The sequence below is a fragment of the Acidocella aluminiidurans genome (assembly GCF_055383125.1).
This window is the reverse complement of record NZ_AP031589.1, coordinates 1966927-1985659: the sequence shown is the minus strand read 5'-3', so window position 1 is coordinate 1985659 and position 18733 is coordinate 1966927. Positions and strand designations below refer to the sequence as shown.

The following is an 18733-nucleotide window of genomic DNA, read 5'->3' as shown; positions in this document are numbered from 1 at the left end:
ATTGGGTTAAAAGTTTAAGCGGCTATTTGGTTATGGCGCAAGCGTCTTTGCTGGATGGTTTGACGCTTGATTTGTTCCCGCTCACGCAGGATGCCCTGGGCCCTGCCATGATAGGCATCGGCTGGCGTAACGTTGCCGAGGCTCTCATGATAGCGGCGGTGGTTGTAATGCTCGATGAAGGCGCCGATTTTGTCCCCCGTCAGCGCCCATGAGACAGATTTGGCATCTTGAGTAAGGGAGGATTTCTGGCTCATCGTAGCGACGAAGGAGCGTAGATGAGCCAGAAATCCTCGACTTCAAAACCGCCTGCCGAGGCGGTGGTGCGTGACATTCGCCGGGCGACCCGGCGGCATTATTCGGCGGAAGATAAAATCCGCATTGTGTTGGAGGGGCTGCGCGGCGAGCACAGCATCGCCGAGCTGTGCCGGCGTGAGGGTATTGCCGAGAGCATGTATTATTCCTGGTCCAAGGAATTCCTTGAAGCGGGCAAGCGCCGCCTGGCGGGCGATACAGCGCGGGAAGCGACCTCAGGCGAGGTAAAGGCGCTGCGCCATGAAGCCCAGGCCCTCAAGGAGGTGGTAGCCGAGCAGGCGCTCGAGCTGCGCCTACTTAAAAAAAGCATGATCGGGGCTGGGGACGGCCACGAATGAGGTATTCCGCCGCTGAGAAGTTGGAGATCATCCGGTTGGTTGAACAATCGCACCTACCGGTGCGCCGGACGCTGGAGCAGCTCGGCATCCCCCGCCCGACATTCTATCGCTGGTACGAGCACTATCGTGCCGGCGGGCCTGAGGCGTTGGCTGACCGCCCCTCAAAGCCAGACCGCGTGTGGAACCGCATAGGCGATGACGTGCGCGATAAAATCATCAATCTGGCTTTGGACAAGCCTGAGCTCAGCCCGCGGGAGTTGGCAGTGACGTTCACGGATACAGAAAGCTATTTCGTCTCCGAAGCATCGGTCTACCGGCTGCTCAAGGCGCACGATCTGATCACCTCGCCAGCCTTCATCGTCGTCAAAGCGGCTAATGAATTCAAAACCAAAAGCACGGCGCCAAACCAGCTCTGGCAGACAGACTTCACGTATTTGAAAGTCATCGGCTGGGGGGGATGTATCTCTCAACCATCCTCGATGATTATTCCCGTTATGTCATCGCCTGGAAGCTATGCACCACCATGCAGGTCGAGGATGTTACCGACACACTGACCCTGGCCCTCGAAGCTTCAGGCCGCGCCTCAGCTAAAGTCGCGCAAAGGCCGCGCCTGCTGTCCGATAACGGGCCGTGTTACATCGCCGACGATCTGGCCAAATGGCTCGGGCGGCGAAATATCGAGCACATCCGTGGTGCGCCGTGTCATCCGCCACATCCGTGGTGCGCCGTGTCATCCGCAAACCCAGGGCAAGATCGAGCGCTGGCATCAGACGTTGAAAAACCGCATATTGCTCGAAAACTATTACCTGCCGGGTGATCTTGAACGCCAAATCGGCGCCTTCATCGAGCATTACAACCACCGCCGCTATCATGAGAGCCTCGGCAACGTTACGCCAGCCGATGCCTATCATGGCAGGGCCCAGGGCATCCTGCGTGAGCGGGAACAAATCAAGCGTCAAACCATCCAGCAAAGACGCTTGCGCCATAACCAAATAGCCGCTTAAACTTTTAACCCAATAGGTGAGCCAAAACCTCCGTTAAATCACGCTGCCAATTGTCTCAAATCATTCGACGATGGACAGATGCACCGTCCGTATCCCGGATATTTTTTGCCCTGAATATCGTTCCATTCCACGGTATTTACTCCATGAAATCAACAAAGACGGATGAGTGTAACGTTACCCATTGCCTTCATGTCTCATCCCGATTGAAGAGCTTTATTCATCCTACGAATTCGTGGGCACCTCGGCAATGACCGCTTATTAGGGTTAACGTCCAAAACCCGCCATTCCGCTCCCCCCCCCCATCCCGGTCACCGGTTGTCGCGTATTTTTGTCGTAAGTATACGAATGCTGCGACAAAGATACGCGACAAGAAAATGCTAGGCTGGCCGGGAGGCCGCCTACCTGTCGCATAATTTACAAGTTACGCGGCATACGCATTCCCCCATTTCCGAGAGAGCGGTCAGGCCAACCTGTGTCGTGCAAGCCACTGGCGAGGCGACATGCCTAGCTCCGCGTGAAACGCGGCCCGAAGTGCATGATTGTCTGGAAAGCCGCTGTGCTCGGCGACGTTGTCCAATCCTCTCATACCAGCCAGGAGCAACTCTTGCGCTCGTGCCAAACGCAACCGCCGCAACCATTCTCCGAGGCTGCCGCCGGTACGGACGCGGATGTGCCTAGTTAGGCTACGGCGGCTCATCCCCAAACGACCGGCCAACTCATCGAGGGTTGGTGATCGCCTGGGGTTTTGACGAATTTCGTCGAGAACCACCGCTAGCCGCATGTCCGCTAAGGAGGTGATTGCCGGCCGTTCAACAAGCTGCGGTTGGTTGCCGGATCGCTGTGGGGCGACAACGAGATGACGCGCAATGCGATTTGCTTCCCCCGCACCCGCAATGCGCGCCAAGACATGCAGACAGCAATCCAGGCCGGATGCGATTCCAGCCGACGTTAGAATAGCCCCTTCATCGACAAAGATTGCTCCAGCATCAACGGATACATTAGGAAACCTTTCGGCAAAAGCGTCGATCCGAGCCCAATGTGTCGTCGCTCGCCGCCCGTCCAGCAGGCGCGCTTGGGCAAGCCCAAAGGCACCCAAGCAAAGACCAACCACGATGGCCCCTCGCGCTTGCGCGCACTGTAGTGCGTCAATGATATCAGCCGGCACGGGCTCGGCATGATCTCTCCAGCCTGGAAGGAAAACCACATCCGCATCGCGCGTTGCCTCCAGCCGGTGAGGAACTTCGATCGTCAGCCCACCAGCAGCCAGAATACGGGATTGAACGGCACAGACATCAACCCGATGGCCAGCGGACAGGAACGGTTCACCGAAGACGGCCAGTGGCGTCGACAGCATGAAGGGGCTGATTTGATCATAAGCAATGACAGCGAGGCGCATTGGCCCAGTTTATACGGATAATGTCCATCGGGCCACTTATGGCCGGATGCGTTTTCCGGAAAAACTATTGATTATCACCAGAAAGGTAGTGCAGATGGCTCGCAGCCTGATCGTTATCGACATTCAGAACGACTACTTCCCGGGAGGTGTCTTCCCCCTTTGGCAGGCCGAAGAGACCGAAGCTCGTATTATCTCAGCCATCCACCACGCGCGAGAAAACGGCGACAGGGTGATCCTGATCAAGCATGTCTCGACCGCCCCAACGGGTCTTTTCGCGGCAACGAGCTCAGGCGTAGATATCCGTCCAGGGATTCTCGATACCGTGGGCGATGCGCCGATCGTGATCAAGCACGTCGCGGATGCATTTCAGGATACTCGCCTAACCGAGTATCTATGTGGTGTGCGGGAGTTGCTCATCTGCGGAATGATGACGCAAAACTGTGTTGTATTCACAGCCTTGTCGCGGGCAGCAGATGCATTTCACGTCCGTGTTGTAGAAGACCTATGCACTGCCCCAACCGAGATGATTCATCGAATTGCCCTTAATGCCTTGCGTTCGAAGACCACAGTCGTGAAGGCCACCGAGATATGGGGCAATGCAAGCTGACTTTGGGCGCCATCATTCCTATTTGAATATTTGTCGCGCAACTTAAAATTTATGCGACAATCAGTGCTGGAGGGGGAAAGCGATCATAGCACTGACGTAGAGGGGGATTGGACCACCAAATTCTCGGCTATGGTCACCTCTGCTGAGGGAACGGAGTTGAAGAGTTTCACGACCGCAGCACGCGCCAGTTTTAAATCCCCGGTGAACAGGTAGGTCGTCGAACCACCTTCACCTGCGGGTAAATCTACGCTCTCGCGCCTCAAGATCGAAGCGACTTCTGCCGTGACGGTCGCAGCGCTGTCTACAAATCCAAAGGTATTGCCAAACTCAGCCTGGATCGTGGGCTTCAGGAAGGTGAAATGGGTCGAGGCAAGCACGAGTTGATCGGCACCGGCTGCGGCAAGGGGGCTCAAGGCTTCGCGCAGGATGGTTCGAAGTGCAGGCGTGTCGGTTTCCCCGCGCTCCAGCATAGGGACCAGATCGTTGTGCCAGGTCCGGAGGACGCGCACCCCCTTGGGAGTAGCGAAGCGGGAAACAAGATCGCCTAGCAGTTGGCTGTGCGCCGTCGCCTGCGTGCAGAGAACGCCCACGACTTTCGACCGCGTGACATCGACGGCAAGGCTTACTGCTGGATTGGTGCCGATGATGGGGAGCGCGAAGCGCGCCCGCAGGTCGGTCAAGGCAACCGTGGTGATTGTGGAAGACCCGAGCACCAATAGTTTGATCTGTCGTTGTAGAAGCGTGGCAGCGGCCTGCTGGATGAGGCGCAGGATGTCCCCCTCGGCGCGTGCCCCATAGGGCGCATTCTGCGAGTCTCCAAAGTAGACGAAGCTCTCCTGGGGCATCACCTGTTGAAGTGCGCGGAGGATGCTAAGCCCGCCAACTCCGCTATCCAGGATGCCGATTGGGTAAGAAGCGTGCGGTGACGAACCCATGATGCGCTCCAACGAACGTAAGAAAGAGGCGTCTTCACGGGCGCCATATAGAAGCTTACCTATATAGAATTTTTCCTATATGGAAGTGGAGATGACGTCAGCTCCTGATTTTCTGCGCGCCCTGGCGAACGAGAAGCGGCTTCACGTGCTGGAGTGGCTGCTGAACCCGACAGCGAACTTTCCGCCCCAGGTGGATGGTGATCTCGTCGCGGATGGGGTTTGCCTCGGAGCTATTGTGCGGAAGCTGGCGGTGAGTCAGCCCACCGGGACAGCACATATGAAGATTCTGATGGAGGCGGGTCTGATTGAGGCTAGACAGATCAAGAATTGGGTCTTCTTCCGGCCTAATCGAGAAGCAATAGCCGTTGCCCTTGAAGACCTGCGGAGCAGACTCCCTGTGAGCAGTCTGAAGTGAAGAACTGCCAAGGATCGATCACAGGTGTCGCATAACTTAGGATTTACGCGACATTGCTGGATGGCGAGGTCGTGTTTGCCACGCGAAGCACCGTCTCCTGGTGGCATGGAAAGTCGGCCACGCGAACGCAAACAATCCCAAAAGCCGCCAGGCCAAGCTATCAGCAGAAAACATTTACACCTTTGGAAGGTCTGCTTCAGAGCATCCAATTAGAGCCCGGGAATGACCCGCAAGGGCGCAATCGCGCCGGAAGTGGCCGTCGGAGGTATGAACATTCCTGCCGCCCACGACCATGCTCAGGGCAGGCGCATAAATGGATCATGTACTGCCACACCCAGCGGCTCAAAATGCCGCAGGTTGCGGGTCAGGATGGTCAGCCCGTGGTGCTGGGCGGTGGCGGCGATGATGATGTCGGCGAGGCCGGGCGCATGACCCTGGCCACGGGCGCGGTCTGATAGACACCCTGCCAGGCGGGCGCTGGCCACGTCGAATGGCAGGATGCGCGCCGCGTAGAGGTGCAACACGGTCTCCAACCAGGCGGTTAGGTCACGGGCTTTGCGGGTTGCCCCCTCACGGTTGGCCTTGGCGATGCCGTCCTCAATCTCGGCGATTGTGACCGTGGAGAGAAATAAATCGGCCGAGTGGGCATCCATCCAGGCGGCCAAATCGGGCAGAGGGACGCGCGAGGGCGCGCGCGCCGAGATGACATTGGTGTCGACGAGATACAAGGATCAGAGGCCGCTATCACGGAGTGGGGATTGGTTGCGTAGCGGCAGATCGTCCGCATCGAGCGGGGCAGCCATCAGCAATTGGCCGAAGGAGGGCACATGCGAGAGCCGCTGCCATTCTTCGAAGCTGAGAATGACCGCCTCGGGCTTTCCGTGGCGGGTGATAATGGCGGGCTCGCCGCGTAAGGCCTCATCGACCACAGCCGACAGGCTGGCCTTGGCGTCGCGAAGTTGAATTTCCCGCATGGCGGCCTCCGAGAGGTGGGGTGAACTACAGTAGTCATATTTAGGGCTATGTGCTGGGACGGGCAAGGGTAATGTTCCCAGGCGGCGGCGCTGTAGGTCATTGAACGGGGGCTGAAGGCACGGCGGGGGATATCGGGTCGGTCCATACCGGCATGAAACAATAATGCCGTCCGCTGGCATCTTGCTGCATGGATTTGCGGCAGGCGGCCATGGCGGTGACGCCGTCATTATCCTGCATCAGATGCCCCCAGGCGAGGGCCTCGGCAGGGCTGGTCATGGCGGCGGGGATCACATGCGCGGCGATTTCAGCCTGGAATCGGCCATCATTGAGCCCTGCGGCATAGGTGAACAGGCTGGGCACCAGGATGGCCAGCGCCAATGCCAGACCCAGACCCACGATGCTGCGGATACGCAGCGTGGTGATTTTCATGCGCATGGTGCGGTCCGCGGCATCGGCCAGTTGCGGCGCTAGCTGGTTGACGATGTCCATGCCCGAGGCGTGTACCCGGGCAATGGCTTCATCGGCGATCACCCCGGTCTGGGTCTTCAGCGTGTTGGCGATGTCGATCTGGGTGGCTTCGCTGGCTTGGTAGAGATCGCTCAGCGCGCCGACACACACGGCCAGGGCCTGGAGCTGCTCCGCCAGAGGGTCGCTTTTCAGGGCGGCGGCCGCGGCGGCGCGGCGCAGGATCATCTGCGCGTCGCTGATCTGCTCATGCAAGGCCTCCCGGCGCGCGGCGGGGCTTATGGGATCCATGATCTGACCCCCGCGAAGCGGCGATCCATGGCATCAAGCCAAACGCGGACCCGGGCAGCATCGAACAGCCCCAGCGAGGGCGTGACGGTGCCATCGCGCGCGGCGGCGAAGCTGCATTGGCGGCTTTCCACGGCCTCGGCGGCGTGCAGCCGGGGCATCCAGAGCTTCACACAATCTGCCGCCAGACGAGCATACGCATCCGACGCGGTGAGACGAGCAAAGGCCCGCTCACGGGTTGCGCCGGGCTCAATGCTATATTCGTTGAACACCAAGGCTTGCGCCGCAGGGGTGAACCCACGTGCGGCCAGGGTGAGGGCGGGGAGCAAATCCTCGGGCTGGGCGCCGGTGAGGTGGAACATGATTGGCGCCATGCCGGCGGCCTCGATATGCGCCGCCAGGCCCGGCATCTCGGCGGCAAGGGAGCGTAAGGTGGTATCCCCGCCGCCCAGATCGACAAGGGCGGATTGCCGCTCATTGATGCAATATTCGATCAGCTCCTGCAGCCAAGCGGTGACCCCGGCCGGATTATCGGTCTCTGGCCGGGCCACATCGGCAAAATAGGCGGAGAAGGTGGCATTGCTGGGATCGACATCGGCCAAAATCGGCGTGCCGCCATTACGGATCGAGGTTTCGGTGAGCCAACGCAGCAGGGTGGTTTTACCCGTCTTGCCCCGCCCGGCGGCGAAGATGATCTTGGCTTGGCCCGTGAGATTGATCCCTTGTCCGATCTCAGGCTCGGTTTCCTGAGGCGGCGCCAGGCTGACGATATCGGCGCGTGGGCTAGTGAATTTCGTCATATTTGGGCGGTAGGGGGTGGCGCCCGACGGTTTGCCACCGTTCATCGCGGGGGCCGGTTTGGAATTGTCTTTGGACATTGGCTCTACTCCTTGGGTTCAGGCGGCCCGAATGTCAGGCGGCGGTTACGTTCGATCTCTGCGCGTTCGGTCTCACTCAGCACACGTGGCGGCTCAGCGATGCGGAATGTTGCTGGTTTGAAACGTGGAACGCCAGATGCCGAGGGTGGTGGCGTGGCCTGTGAGATCAAAGCCGTGGGCGGCGCCGGCGCAACGGGTGTAGGCGTCGACACCGAATCCGGCGGAGGCTTGTTACGTCCATAGCCCTTCAACGGCTGCCGAGCCCGGCTGAAATCGCTTTGTAGCCATTTGGCGGTCCAAGGCTTGCCGGTGCCATAGGTGATCTCCGCCTTGGTCAGGGCTTGCCCGACGGATGCCCAGGACCATGCGCCATGCACAAGATCGAGTAGCATGTTTTGGTGCTGACGGAACCAGGGGCGCAACACATCTCCCGGCCGCCAGAGCTGGCGGAATTGATCGGCCAGGATTTCAATCTCGTCTTCTGTGGGTTTGCGTTTACGTGGCATCAGCAGCGTCTTTGCTTGGAAAAATCAGACGCGCATTGTTCATATTCGGAGCAAGCTTTTCAACTTCCGAATCGGAATCTTGACAAGCTGGCTATCTCTTTGCCCAGCTCATTGACGATCTCATTTCATATCTCTTTCCATACCCCGTTCATCATCTCGTTCACCACCTCATATACCATCTCTAATCTCGTCTGCCGGGTGTGGTAGTGGGTTATGCGGCTACAACAGACCAAGGAATGCTAGCGCATGCGGATATGAAGGGTAGTAGGCCTCCACTTGCTATCTACCACGCACACGCAGCTCTCTTTCAGAGACACGTCAATTCCAGCATAGTATTCCACGGCTGTCCCCCGATGATGCTCGGGGCCGAACCATTCGGACCCCGTTCCACACACCATCACTCTGCGGGACAGCCACCTCCCTGCATATCTCCAGGCAGCCGGCCCATTACGGCATCTAGGTGATTATGGAGTGGAATAGGAGGCGCACTGTTGGTGTGAGCGGACGCTGGGTATAAATTTAAGTACGGTATGCAAAGATTTTGTCGTATTGTTGGTCCACAATGTGGTGCGGATGCGCTAGGCTAACCGGGTGGGAAAGATTTGTCGTCCGGATTCCGCCAGAAGAACTAGGGACAGGACGGGAGCAGTAACGTCTACCTGCCAGAGGGGGAGGCAGTAGACATTGACCGTATGATGCGGGGCGAAAAAATGGATAAATTTGGGAAATGCCGGGCCGTGTTTTTGGAGGCTGAGACCGAATGGGGGGCTGAGCAGCCGTTCAATGTATGCACATTAAGCGAACGAGATACGATATCGCGACGGGGCGAGAAAAAATTTATTGTCGATCCGCTGAGTGAATTGCTTTTGCTCATGCATATGCAGAGTCCGAGGCTCGGTATGTTCAAATTCGCGGCGCCTTGGGGAATCACGCATCCGCAGCTACCGGGCATGATCTGCCATTTTATAGCCGAGGGCGAGTGCCTCTATCTGCCGTCTGGGCAGGCCAAGCCGGTGAAGCTCCAGGCGGGGGATTTTATCGCGTTTCCGCATGGCACTCCGCATGTGCTGAGTTCTCACGCGGGGATAAGCGGTACACCAGTGGCGGAAATTCTTGAAAAACTAGGACTAAAAGTCTGGGTGCCAGAGCACAATTGTCTGCGTCCCGTGTGCTGGGAAGGCTCGAAAGGCGGGCAGAGTGTGGTGGTATTTGATTTACTCTGCACCGTCCATAATCCAAAGGATAACCCGTTGCTGCGTGCGCTGCCGCCCTTTATCCACCTGCAAGCGGAGGAGCTTCAGCCTTCCTGGTTAAAATTTTTGACGCAGACGCTGATGCATGACGATAGCTATGAACTGCCGGGGTATGCGGCGATGGTGTCGCGCATTATCGAGCTCATGTTCATTCTGGCGGTGCGGACCTATCTGGCGCGCATGCATGATACCAGCGAGATGGGACCCGGATGGTTATGTGGGCTGTTGCATCCCAAGATCGGACGGGCACTTCAGGCAATGCACCGGGCGCCGGAGCGAGACTGGACTGTCGCGCAGCTAGCCGCAGAGGCCGGCATGTCGCGCACGCCCTTCGCCGAGGTCTTTCACGACTGTCTGGGCCAAACCCCGATCCAGTATCTGACTGAATGGCGGATGTTTGCGGCGACGCGCGATCTGGCCGGAGGGGTGCCCGCCAACGTCATAGCGAGCCAGCTCGGCTATGCCTCATCTGCCTCGTTTGCGCGGACTTTCAAGCGGTTACAGGGTATGACACCTGGCGATTACCGACGCAGGTATGAGCGCGCCCACGCGAAATGACAATTTTCTAAGACAGTACTGGAGGAAGCACATGACGGAACTGCGGGCATTGACCGCGGCCGAGGCCGCGCGTCCCTACGCCAAATATTACACCCGGCCGATGACGCCTGTGAATAATGAGATCTATGATGCGATCGAGGCGCCAGCCGATGCCGCGTTGGCGCTACCGCTCGCACGTATCAATGAGCTGCTCGAGCCCGGCGAGCGCGCGCTCGAGCGAGGTTGGTGTCTGATGGACGATGGCTCATGCTTTGTCGCAGGGCGCACCGATATGCCGGGCGTGACGACGGAGATGCTTGAATGGTGGTTCGCGTGGCACGGGCTCGAATCGTTGCGCTATGCTATATGGGATCCTGAAGAACACTATGCGGTGCGGGTCACGCCGGAGACCATCGCGAGGCGGTTCGATCAATCGCTCTCCTGGCGGGAGCGCAACTGGAACACCACCGATGTGGTAACCGAGGATGTCGGCACAGGGACCGTTATGCTAGACATTAATTTCCGTTCGCCGGAATTTTTTGGCTATGACATGGCTCGCTTCGAGGCGGGAGGGTTCTCGGCGATCAATGCGATCGCCGGGATTCACGGGTTGCCGCCGATGATCGCGTTTTCGCATAATGCCCGGCCGGTTAACGGGGGGATCGAGCTGCGCTCTTGTTTCTGGCTTGGTTGGACGGTCGAGAATGGCCGCTATGAGCGCGCTGGCGCGCAGGTACCACAGGTGGAGGTCGCTAGGCTCGCCAAGGCACTGGCGAAGCATTGCGCCAAAGAATACCAAAATCTCGCGGCGATCCTGAGAGATCTGTATGTCGAAAATCATGGCATCAAGGATCAGTCTGAAGATTTCATAAACTCATAAGAGTTTTTTGGAAGCGTTTTCTCAAATCCGCTCCTCCTCTTCACAGTAAGGTATTCTAGACAATCAAAATAAAAGGATAAGGAAATGCCAAAGAAATTTTGGACTCCGTTTCATGTGATGGTTGCGGTATATTTTCTGGGCTGGGGTTTTTCGGCCGCAGACCGGTTGCTCGTCGCCATGATGTTTCCGTATATATTGCCGGAATTCGGACTGAATTTCGCCATGGCTGGGGTGATCATGGCGGCGATGTCGGTGGGGTATTTGGTCTGTGCGATCATCGGCGGGGTGATTTCGGACCGGGTCGGGCGGCGCAAGGTCGCGCTGCCGATGGTCTTGATCTTCTCGCTGGGTTCAGCGCTGACCGGGTTCGCGCGCAATTTTAGCCAGCTGATCGCGCTGCGCACTATCGTAGGCGGTGCAGAGGGTGCATATAACATGGCGGCCACGGCGCAAATCACCAGCCAAGCGCCTGCGGATAAACGAGGCTTTTATATAGGATTTTATACAGGGGCGTTTCCGCTGTTTGCAAGCGTTGTCGCGCCGCTGTTTGCAACCTCTGTCGGCGCTGCGTTCGGCTGGCGGATGGCGTGCTTTTTTACCATCATCCCTGGGCTGATCGTGCTGCCGTTGGTCTGGGCATTCGTTCGGGAGCCGACGGGTACGACGTTTTCTGGGCTCAAGACGCCCACGGGCGTATCGTGGTTTACCGTACTCAAGCGGCGCAATGTGCTGCTCTCGGCGTTCATCTCGGTGTTCATGATGACATGGCTGTGGAGCTGGCTGAGTTTCGGCACCCTCTATATGATCCGGTTGAAGGGCTACAGCGCGCCGGTGGCTGGGATGCATATGGCTAGTATGGGGCTTGGTGGGTTTCTGGGCGCAATGGGTATGAGCGCGCTCTCGGATCGGTTCGGGCGCAAGCGTATGACCCATATCGTCGCCGCAACGGGATTCATAGGCACATTGATTGCGCTCAACTTGCCTAATGCAGCCAGCATTCTTACCTGGGTAGTGTTATTTGTTACCGCTTTCGTCACTTGGGGCGGAGGGGTAATTTTTCTTTCAGTAATACCAAGTGAATCTGTGCCCAAGGAATGGGTGGCTTTGGGTGTCGCGGTGGTAACTTGTATCGCCGAAGCCGCCGGAATCATCGTAGCGCCGCCGCTCTTGGGCGCCATGGCCGATCATTTTGGACTGCAGGCTGCCATGACCGCCGGAGCGTTCGGGCTGTGCTGTGCGCTTATTGCTAGCTTCTGGCTACGTGAGACGGCACCCGCCAAGCTGGCAGACGAGGCGGTGCTCATTGGTGTGGAGATTGCAGGCGAAATGTCAGAGCCTGTACAACTTAAATAAACCATAAATTCTATGTTTATAGGTACTTTGGTTAGCCGATATCGGTTTGTAGTCCATGGGCAAGAATGCCAGCGATGGCCGCTTCCTCATCCCGGTCGCCAATGTCGCCAGAGACGCCAAGCGCGCCTAAAAGTAATCCTTCTGACGAGCGTATAATAACGCCGCCGGGATTAGGGATGAAGCCTCCGGTCAATGTCTGACCAGCGGCAGTAAAAAAGACTGGTAATTGCCTTGCTCGTTCGGCCAAACCCCTGGTGCCAATGCCAAACTGCAAGGCCGCATTGGCCTTCCCAATGGCCAATGCAGGACGACCGAGATCTATCCCGTCCTCGGCGACAAAAACTTGTAAAACACCGCGCAGGTCAAGTAACGCTACTGCGATTGGAGCGAGGGCATTTTTCCGAGCTGTAGCGAGACAGGACGCAACGATCTTCTGTGCAAGATCGAGATCAAGTTTTGCCTTTATTGTCATAGCGAGACACTCAAGCGCAGCGATGCCACCGTGCCCTGTGAATGGTTGACGGCGCCGAATTCTTTGACGATATCGCCGAATATAGAAAAAGATCCATGACGAGGGATATAGTTGAAGGCTATACCCGCGCCAAAGACTCGTGCCGCTCCAGGCTCAGCGTCTTGTGCGAGCGTTCCCGATCCGGTGTCGTTTTGCAACTGCTGATAATAATATCCGGCTGGGCCTACGGTAAAGTTTCCTAGATGCTGTCCGATGGCGATATCTAATTTATATTCCGTGCCATTTTTATAGTGTGTTGCTGTATTGGCGCTGTCGAAGTCAATTTCCTGGTAAGAGGAGAATTCTTGCCCATGGTCAGTTATGTAGCTGAAGCCTAGAGTTGGTGCGATCGTCCAATAATTCGTGCTTGGGTTCAGTAAGTCAGCCTTATTGTATTTTCCGTCGGGAAACTGGATGGCCAAACTCGTGTTTAACGCCAAATGCGGCATATCCATCCACTGCAGGATGATCGGATAGAACTCGGTATTGCCAATGCCGGTGTTGTGGCCGCTTTCATGCTCAGGGAAAGAGAGCGAGCCCATGGGGGTGGAAACGTTGACCACGCCATTGATGTCGCCATTCATGTCAAAGAAAGGTTGCACCACAGCGAACCCATACTCCCCATGTAGAATATCAAGGTGAGTCATATAGACCCAACTTAGCGTGGTTGTGGTGACGGTGGTATGCGATTGCACGGCGGGCTTTTTACCATCCGGCCCAATCCCTGCAGATTGATCGATAAACTCCCGAACGCCCCAAGTGCCGAGTGGCGTGGGGGGCGGGGAGAAGCCTGCACCAAAGAAAAATAGATCTGTCGGTGTGGATTGAACATGATTCTCGATGGCGAGCGCAGGTTTACAAGCGGAAAGAGTAGCCAGGCCGATCAAAAAAACGGACGATTTCATTGGATTATGTTCCCCATAGCTTATTTTGTGGCGTATTATTGGTATTTTTGCTCCAATTTTATAACACAAAAAAAGAGTGGGTGGGCAAGATAATTAATAAAAATTAATTTATTTCATCTAGCCGGTTGCTGGCGCGCCAAAGAAAGCTCGCCCCGCTCGCTTTACCTTTATTCCGCACGGCCGGTATTAGGGGAATGAAAGGTTAAAGATGTTTGCTCTTAATGCCCCCCCTGGGCGTCAGCCCAAACAGGATCGTAGCCGTAAGTCATTATCGCGTATTTTAACGGCGGCGGCGGACATTATCGCTGCGCGCGGGGTGAGTGGGCTTAATTTAGCTGAAGTGCTGAAGGCCGCTGACGTAAGTAATGGTACCTTCTATGCCCGCTTTCGTGGGGTGCCGGATTTAATCTGTGCTGTACAATCTGCCGCGCTTGATCGTGTTGAGGCTGAGGTTACAGAGGCGTTTCAGGACCTGGCGAGGCCCGCTCTCACTGTCCAGGAGGTTTTGGGGGAATTCGCTGCGGTGTTAGTCGGAGCGGTTCGCGGACGGGCTAAATTGCTGGGCGTGCTCGCCTCTGGCGCACATGAGAATGAGGGGCTGGCTGCGCGGGCTGCAGTAACGCATTCCGTGATCAGCGATATACTCTGGCGCGTTCTGGCTGTGCATGGCGTGACCGACCGCATGGCGGTTTCGGCAGCCCATGATGTAATGGCAGCTCTCCTTCTGGGCCGATTGGCGCAGCCTGCCGGGCTGGTGACAGAACAGGACTGGCAGGCTTTGAGCAAGGAGCTGGCCGCTATTTTGCTGGGCCAGCTCGCGCATTGCCTGCCAGCAGAAACGCTGCCCGCAGCAAGCCGGCCGTGCCCTGTAAGGAAGGTGCCGAGCGGGTACTCTCAGCGCAAAATCAAAAATATCCTAGACGCGGCGCAAAAATTATTTCTGAGCCAAGGCTATGGGCAGACCAGCATGGCGGAGGTCGCCGCCGCGGCTCGGGTTGGCAAGGCCACTGTTTATGCGCATTTTTCTGGTAAAGATGAGTTATTCACAGCCGTCATTATCGACCAATCGAGTCGGCAATTAAGCAGGTTGCAGGCCGACACGGGCGGGGGGTTGGCCGAAGCGTTGTATCGTTTCGGCGAGGAGGCTGCCGGCCTGCTTTTGTCCCAAGCCAATACGGCCACGCTTCGTCTTATTATCGCGGAATCTACAAGATTTCCCGAGCTTGGGCGGATTTTCTACGATGCTGGCCCCGCTCGTTTGCACCAAGCGTTGGCGGCCTTTTTGGCTAAGGCAATGGCGCGGGGAGAGTTGCGTGTCGCCGATCCAGAGGTTGCCGCGGCGCATTTCCTCGCACTTGTCTCGTCTGACCGGCATCTGAAGGTCATCACCCTGGATAACCAGCCCTATGGCGCCTCCCCCGAGGAGGTGAAAGTCGGGGTGGATGTGTTCCTGGCTGCTTACAGATCTGGATGATCAAAAAACTGAACCGAAAGGTTCGGTTTTTGTTGACGTCCCGCTTGGCTTGACGATAAGCTGCCTCGCATCAAGCGATGCGGCGCAAATGCCGCGATACGAGGAGGAAAATATGGATCAAGTTGCACCCCAGAAAGAAGGGTTGCGCTTCCCCGACACGCTCGTTTTCCGAGGCTATGCAGCGCCGGTAAGGATTGAAGGGGATGTATATGACCTGGAAGTTGAGGGTAGCATACCGCCCTCCTTGCAAGGGGCGTATATTAGAGCTGCTGCCGATCACGCTTATCCGCCACTGCATGCTGATGATATCTTTTTGAATGGCGACGGCATGATTCATATGCTGCGGTTCGAGAACGGTCATGCCGATCTGAAGATGCGCTATGTTCAAACCGAGAAGCTCAAGCGAGAACGGGCTGCCCGGCGCGCGTTGTTTGGCGCCTATCGCAATCCGTATACGAGCGATCCTTCTGTGCGTGCAGCTGACGGCAATACCGCGAACACCTCCACGCTCTGGCATGGTGGAAGGCTGTTCGCTCTGAAAGAAGCGGCGCGCCCCATGCATCTCGATCCTCATACGCTGGAAACGTTTGGAAGTTGGGACTTTGCAGGAAAGCTTAAGGGTGCAACATTCACGGCGCATCCTAAAATTGATCCCGATACCGGGGAATTGATCGCCTTTGCGTATAATTCGGCCGGAAAGGCCACAAACGACATAGATATATTCTGGATTGCCGCAGACGGCGAGCTGGCGCGCCAAGAAAGCTTCACCGTTCCCTACTCATCTATGGTGCATGATTGTCTTGTATCGCCAAACTATATTGCCTTCACGATCTGTCCGATGGTGTGCGATTGGGAGAGGGTGCAACAGGGTTTGCCGTATTTCGCCTGGGATCCAACCAGATCGGTACAGCTCGTTGTAATCCCACGAAAGGAAGGGGTCGCTGGACTGCGTAGGTTTAGCGTTCCTAAAACCTGCATGGAAACCCATACGATCAATGCATGGGAAGACGGTTCGCTATTGCACCTTGAACATTTTATTACGGATTCTGGTTGGTTGTCCCAATTCCCCCAGATAAACGCCTCCGATGCTCACGAGTTGCCGCCTTTTCCTGAACGCTGGACTGTTGACCTTGGTTCTACGGCTGATCACGTAGAGATTGTCAGATTGGCCGATCAAATTGGCGAAATGCCGGTCATCGATCCCCGTTATCTTGGAAAGAAGACCAAAAGTTTTTTCTGTGGTTCTTCAAATCCTGCACTGGGGCCGATGCTGGAGTGGGGACCCAAGGGGCCGCCCTTCACCTGCATCTGTCGGATCGACCTGGAGACTGAAAAACGAGATTTTTACTACGCCGGCCCCGACTCAGCACCAGAAGAGCCGCTGTTCGTGCCAAAATCTCCGGATGCACGGGAAAATGATGGTTGGCTGATTGCCGTCGTCGGGCGCCGGGCCGAGAACCGCTCAGACGTTGTGATACTCGACTCTCTTAATCTGGCGGCTGGTCCTGTCGCGATCATAAAACTGCCTTGCCGAATTCATGAAGGTTTTCACGGAACCTGGATACCTGAAACGGCCTTGGCCTGACGGATATGGCACCGTTCCCAATAGGGAAGGTGCCATTTTTCTGCTGTCGTAATCCTTGGGCTGGAAAAGTGCCCGCTAAAAATAAAAAACTTCCTTGGGAGTTGGACATGCCAAATTTCAGATGCCTGCGTTCGGATACGCGGGTTGGGCATACCGTTTTGCTGATTACCTTTGTCGCAGGAATGATCGACCTGGTGGTGCTGCCATTATGGATTGCTGGACTGATCAACAGTTCTGGCTTTTCCGCCCAACAGGCTGGCGCGACTGTCAGCGCATATATCTTTGGCGTGTTAGTCGCCAATTTTATTTTCGGCCCGATCTTCATGCGCTTGTCTGGCCGCTTTACCGTCGCTATCGGGTTTAGCATTACCACAATCAGTTTTTTGTCCCTTTGCGTTGTGCATGGTTTTGCCTTCTATGTTTTTGCTCATCTAGTAGGTGGATTGGGGGCGGGCGCGGCATTGTCTTGCGTCAACGGAACGATCGGGCGCAGTAAAAATCCGCACCGGCTATTTGCCGCCGTCAATGTCGGTGTAGGGATTTTTGGCATTGCATTTTTTGCGATCATGCCACAGCTCATCGCGAGCCGTGGCGTTCAGGCTTTATTTTTGCTGCTATCCATAGTCACCGGCCTTAGTGTCCTGGCTAGCCTGATTGGATTTCCGTCCATAGAAATCAGCCAGAAACGGACTGAGTCGACTGGCCTGCAGCTAAACTGGCCAGTTCGAATCTTTGCCTTCTCGGGGGTGGCGTTTATGACCGTCGCGCAGTCGATGATTTTCAGCTTTTTGCAAAAAGTTGGGCAAGCACATGGCTTCTCCACGAGTGCTATCGGTGAAGTTCTCGCCGTTTCAGCCATATTTAATTTGCTGGCGCCGTTGGGGGCAAGGATGTTGCAATATCGCCTCCCGGCGGTAGGGGTGGCGGTCGTGGCCTTGCTGCTGCATGGCTGTGCATCGTTGGTTATTTGCGATAACAGCGACTTTGTTTGGTTTGCCATAGCTGGTGGCTCACTCGTATTCCTCGTAATCTTTGGTCATATTTTTATGTTCGGGTTCATATCCAGAATTGATCCTTCCGGGCGCCTACCCGCGCTTACCCCTGCCATGCTGATGACCGGAACGGCCATTGGGCCGGTGTTGGCGGGCGTGGTTGTGCAGGCGGGCGGTTATGCGGCCCTCGGTTTGGTCGCGGCATGTTTCGCTTGGCTAAGTGCGTTGATCTATGCTCTTACCGGGCTGTCAGCGGCCCGTGACAAATCGATACTTCTGGCTGCTATCGAGGTGGAGTCATGAGCGCTGCTATGCTGTCCGCATTCGCCGCTTCCGCCACCCATCGTGGCTACAACAAGGAAGATCAAGCCCAGCCTTTTTCGCGCTTTCTGGCTCCACTCGATCGTACCCGCAGTGCCGAGCTTCGAGCCCTGCATGCTGAGCCTCTTGATTCAAGGTTGTTCCAGCCTTTCAGCGAAGTATCCGCGGCGCTATCGGCGCCGGGATATCTTCCGATTGAAACAGGCTGGACGGTGTTTCCTGATGGCCCGGCGGTGGTTGCGGTCCATACGCCGATGCCGGGTGTAAGTCCGGTAATGTGGGATTGGTGGTTTTCTTGGCATGGCAGCGATGCTGCACGCTACAAGTTATGGCACCCGGATGAGCATTTATTCGCGGTCTGGAAGGATGGCGATGGCGAACGCCCTGGGCATCGCAGTTATGTCGGAAGGGTTTCGCTCATTAAAGAGTTTATCGGTGAAACTTACCTGGAAGGCGCGCTGCACTTTGTGCCTCCTGAGAGTTTGGGGTTTGAAGCGGGGGCATTTCAAGGCACAGTGATTTGCGGTCGCGCTGGCGAAGTGCATGTGCCAGTAGAGCATACCTGGATCATCCACCAGGTGCGCCAGACCCCAGAGGGGGCTGAGATGCGTAGCCGGTTTTATCTTGGGGAATCCCCTCGTAACAGCATAACCGGTGCGTCATTGCCGCCGGCTTCGGCTAATGCTGGCCCCAAGCCTCTGGAATTGCTAGGGCACTGTGCCGAGGAAATGCATCATCTCGCGCAGTTTTTGCCAGAACTATACCGCGCATTCGCAGTTCTTTGAGAGATGGAGAGAGCGGCG

Annotated in this window: 19 protein-coding genes and 1 pseudogene; 10 read left to right on the top strand and 10 right to left on the bottom strand. The window is 56.5% G+C overall.

Translation table 11 applies throughout. The annotated features are described in order from the left end of the window. Positions 1-14: 14 nt before the first annotated feature. A complete protein-coding gene (locus tag ACZ46S_RS09880; RefSeq protein ID WP_464064279.1) occupies positions 15-284 on the bottom strand; it encodes an integrase core domain-containing protein in 270 nt (89 codons plus the stop codon). On the opposite strand from ACZ46S_RS09880, the pseudogene ACZ46S_RS09875 reads away from it, so the two are divergent. After that, a pseudogene (locus ACZ46S_RS09875) lies at positions 276-1654 on the top strand (IS3 family transposase). The gene ACZ46S_RS09880 and the pseudogene ACZ46S_RS09875 sit on opposite strands and share 9 nt — an antisense overlap. A 460-nt stretch (positions 1655-2114) precedes the next feature. Here ACZ46S_RS09875 and ACZ46S_RS09870 read toward each other — a convergent pair. Beyond that, on the bottom strand, positions 2115-3050 hold the full coding sequence (locus ACZ46S_RS09870) for a GlxA family transcriptional regulator (protein ID WP_464061582.1): 936 nt from the start codon (positions 3048-3050) through the stop codon (positions 2115-2117). 46 nt (positions 3051-3096) lie between these two features. Here ACZ46S_RS09870 and ACZ46S_RS09865 point away from each other — a divergent pair, with 46 nt between their 5' ends. Then, complete coding sequence (locus ACZ46S_RS09865; RefSeq protein ID WP_464061581.1) at positions 3097-3657, top strand: cysteine hydrolase family protein; 561 nt, start codon at positions 3097-3099, stop codon at positions 3655-3657. Between the two features lie 83 nt (positions 3658-3740). On the opposite strand, the gene murI is transcribed toward ACZ46S_RS09865, so the two are convergent. Next, on the bottom strand, positions 3741-4592 hold the full coding sequence (murI, locus tag ACZ46S_RS09860) for a glutamate racemase (protein ID WP_464061580.1): 852 nt from the start codon (positions 4590-4592) through the stop codon (positions 3741-3743). 79 nt (positions 4593-4671) lie between these two features. Between murI and ACZ46S_RS09855 the strand changes: the two genes are divergently transcribed. Continuing rightward, complete coding sequence (locus ACZ46S_RS09855) at positions 4672-5007, top strand: ArsR/SmtB family transcription factor (RefSeq protein ID WP_464061579.1); 336 nt, start codon at positions 4672-4674, stop codon at positions 5005-5007. A gap of 296 nt (positions 5008-5303) precedes the next feature. Here ACZ46S_RS09855 and ACZ46S_RS09850 read toward each other — a convergent pair whose 3' ends face one another. The 5 genes from ACZ46S_RS09850 to ACZ46S_RS09830 form a co-directional block, all read right to left on the bottom strand. Further along, positions 5304-5735: a PIN domain-containing protein gene (locus ACZ46S_RS09850; protein WP_464061578.1), complete on the bottom strand. Its 432-nt coding sequence runs from the start codon at positions 5733-5735 to the stop codon at positions 5304-5306. A 3-nt stretch (positions 5736-5738) separates the two neighbouring features. Further along, the gene (locus ACZ46S_RS09845; protein WP_464061577.1) at positions 5739-5981 is read right to left on the bottom strand and encodes a type II toxin-antitoxin system Phd/YefM family antitoxin; all 243 of its coding nucleotides are present in this window, start codon (positions 5979-5981) and stop codon (positions 5739-5741) included. A 97-nt stretch (positions 5982-6078) separates the two neighbouring features. Further along, the gene (locus tag ACZ46S_RS09840) at positions 6079-6738 is read right to left on the bottom strand and encodes a hypothetical protein (protein WP_464061576.1); all 660 of its coding nucleotides are present in this window, start codon (positions 6736-6738) and stop codon (positions 6079-6081) included. Continuing rightward, on the bottom strand, positions 6726-7613 hold the full coding sequence (locus ACZ46S_RS09835) for a P-loop NTPase family protein (RefSeq protein WP_464061575.1): 888 nt from the start codon (positions 7611-7613) through the stop codon (positions 6726-6728). The genes ACZ46S_RS09840 and ACZ46S_RS09835 overlap by 13 nt, the downstream gene beginning before the upstream one ends. 5 nt (positions 7614-7618) lie before the next feature. Continuing rightward, the gene (locus tag ACZ46S_RS09830) at positions 7619-8119 is read right to left on the bottom strand and encodes a hypothetical protein (RefSeq protein ID WP_464061574.1); all 501 of its coding nucleotides are present in this window, start codon (positions 8117-8119) and stop codon (positions 7619-7621) included. A gap of 692 nt (positions 8120-8811) precedes the next feature. Between ACZ46S_RS09830 and ACZ46S_RS09825 the strand changes: the two genes are divergently transcribed. The 3 genes from ACZ46S_RS09825 to ACZ46S_RS09815 all read left to right on the top strand — a co-directional run bounded on the left by ACZ46S_RS09825 (position 8812) and on the right by ACZ46S_RS09815 (position 12142). Next, positions 8812-9930 carry a cupin domain-containing protein gene (locus ACZ46S_RS09825; protein WP_464061573.1) on the top strand — a complete coding sequence of 373 codons (1119 nt, stop codon included), beginning with the start codon at positions 8812-8814 and terminating at the stop codon, positions 9928-9930. A 31-nt stretch (positions 9931-9961) separates the two neighbouring features. After that, positions 9962-10789 carry a DAPG hydrolase family protein gene (locus ACZ46S_RS09820; RefSeq protein ID WP_464061572.1) on the top strand — a complete coding sequence of 276 codons (828 nt, stop codon included), beginning with the start codon at positions 9962-9964 and terminating at the stop codon, positions 10787-10789. An 84-nt stretch (positions 10790-10873) separates the two neighbouring features. Then, the gene (locus ACZ46S_RS09815) at positions 10874-12142 is read left to right on the top strand and encodes an MFS transporter (protein ID WP_464061571.1); all 1269 of its coding nucleotides are present in this window, start codon (positions 10874-10876) and stop codon (positions 12140-12142) included. A gap of 31 nt (positions 12143-12173) precedes the next feature. Here the strand turns inward: ACZ46S_RS09815 and ACZ46S_RS09810 are convergent, their stop codons facing one another. Continuing rightward, a complete protein-coding gene (locus tag ACZ46S_RS09810; RefSeq protein ID WP_464061570.1) occupies positions 12174-12614 on the bottom strand; it encodes a GlcG/HbpS family heme-binding protein in 441 nt (146 codons plus the stop codon). Continuing rightward, complete coding sequence (locus tag ACZ46S_RS09805) at positions 12611-13558, bottom strand: SphA family protein (protein WP_464061569.1); 948 nt, start codon at positions 13556-13558, stop codon at positions 12611-12613. Before ACZ46S_RS09805 ends, ACZ46S_RS09810 begins: the two co-directional genes overlap by 4 nt. Positions 13559-13766: 208 nt before the next feature. On the opposite strand from ACZ46S_RS09805, the gene ACZ46S_RS09800 reads away from it, so the two are divergent. The 4 genes from ACZ46S_RS09800 to ACZ46S_RS09785 are packed head-to-tail and all read left to right on the top strand — an operon-like array spanning position 13767 to position 18715. Continuing rightward, positions 13767-15032 carry a TetR/AcrR family transcriptional regulator gene (locus ACZ46S_RS09800; protein ID WP_464061568.1) on the top strand — a complete coding sequence of 422 codons (1266 nt, stop codon included), beginning with the start codon at positions 13767-13769 and terminating at the stop codon, positions 15030-15032. Continuing rightward, a complete protein-coding gene (locus tag ACZ46S_RS09795; protein WP_464061567.1) occupies positions 15001-16617 on the top strand; it encodes a carotenoid oxygenase family protein in 1617 nt (538 codons plus the stop codon). Before ACZ46S_RS09800 ends, ACZ46S_RS09795 begins: the two co-directional genes overlap by 32 nt. Before the next feature lie 5 nt (positions 16618-16622). Next, on the top strand, positions 16623-17912 hold the full coding sequence (locus ACZ46S_RS09790) for an MFS transporter (protein ID WP_464061566.1): 1290 nt from the start codon (positions 16623-16625) through the stop codon (positions 17910-17912). Beyond that, a complete protein-coding gene (locus ACZ46S_RS09785) occupies positions 17909-18715 on the top strand; it encodes a DAPG hydrolase family protein (protein WP_464061565.1) in 807 nt (268 codons plus the stop codon). Before ACZ46S_RS09790 ends, ACZ46S_RS09785 begins: the two co-directional genes overlap by 4 nt. The last annotated feature ends 18 nt before the right edge of the window (positions 18716-18733 follow it).

Bases quoted from the DNA above. Each gene is read 5' to 3' on its own strand.
- ACZ46S_RS09785 (WP_464061565.1), top strand. From the start codon at position 17,909: ATGAGCGCTGCTATGCTGTCCGCATTCGCCGCTTCCGCCACCCATCGT.
- ACZ46S_RS09820 (WP_464061572.1), top strand. From the start codon at position 9,962: ATGACGGAACTGCGGGCATTGACCGCGGCCGAGGCCGCGCGTCCCTAC.
- ACZ46S_RS09805 (WP_464061569.1), bottom strand. From the start codon at position 13,558: ATGAAATCGTCCGTTTTTTTGATCGGCCTGGCTACTCTTTCCGCTTGT.
- ACZ46S_RS09855 (WP_464061579.1), top strand. From the start codon at position 4,672: ATGGAAGTGGAGATGACGTCAGCTCCTGATTTTCTGCGCGCCCTGGCG.
- murI (WP_464061580.1), bottom strand. From the start codon at position 4,592: ATGGGTTCGTCACCGCACGCTTCTTACCCAATCGGCATCCTGGATAGC.
- ACZ46S_RS09865 (WP_464061581.1), top strand. From the start codon at position 3,097: ATGCGTTTTCCGGAAAAACTATTGATTATCACCAGAAAGGTAGTGCAG.
- ACZ46S_RS09810 (WP_464061570.1), bottom strand. From the start codon at position 12,614: ATGACAATAAAGGCAAAACTTGATCTCGATCTTGCACAGAAGATCGTT.
- ACZ46S_RS09790 (WP_464061566.1), top strand. From the start codon at position 16,623: ATGGCACCGTTCCCAATAGGGAAGGTGCCATTTTTCTGCTGTCGTAAT.
- ACZ46S_RS09795 (WP_464061567.1), top strand. From the start codon at position 15,001: ATGTGTTCCTGGCTGCTTACAGATCTGGATGATCAAAAAACTGAACCG.
- ACZ46S_RS09800 (WP_464061568.1), top strand. From the start codon at position 13,767: ATGTTTGCTCTTAATGCCCCCCCTGGGCGTCAGCCCAAACAGGATCGT.
- ACZ46S_RS09835 (WP_464061575.1), bottom strand. From the start codon at position 7,613: ATGTCCAAAGACAATTCCAAACCGGCCCCCGCGATGAACGGTGGCAAA.
- ACZ46S_RS09870 (WP_464061582.1), bottom strand. From the start codon at position 3,050: ATGCGCCTCGCTGTCATTGCTTATGATCAAATCAGCCCCTTCATGCTG.
- ACZ46S_RS09830 (WP_464061574.1), bottom strand. From the start codon at position 8,119: ATGCCACGTAAACGCAAACCCACAGAAGACGAGATTGAAATCCTGGCC.
- ACZ46S_RS09815 (WP_464061571.1), top strand. From the start codon at position 10,874: ATGCCAAAGAAATTTTGGACTCCGTTTCATGTGATGGTTGCGGTATAT.
- ACZ46S_RS09845 (WP_464061577.1), bottom strand. From the start codon at position 5,981: ATGCGGGAAATTCAACTTCGCGACGCCAAGGCCAGCCTGTCGGCTGTG.
- ACZ46S_RS09825 (WP_464061573.1), top strand. From the start codon at position 8,812: ATGATGCGGGGCGAAAAAATGGATAAATTTGGGAAATGCCGGGCCGTG.
- ACZ46S_RS09840 (WP_464061576.1), bottom strand. From the start codon at position 6,738: ATGGATCCCATAAGCCCCGCCGCGCGCCGGGAGGCCTTGCATGAGCAG.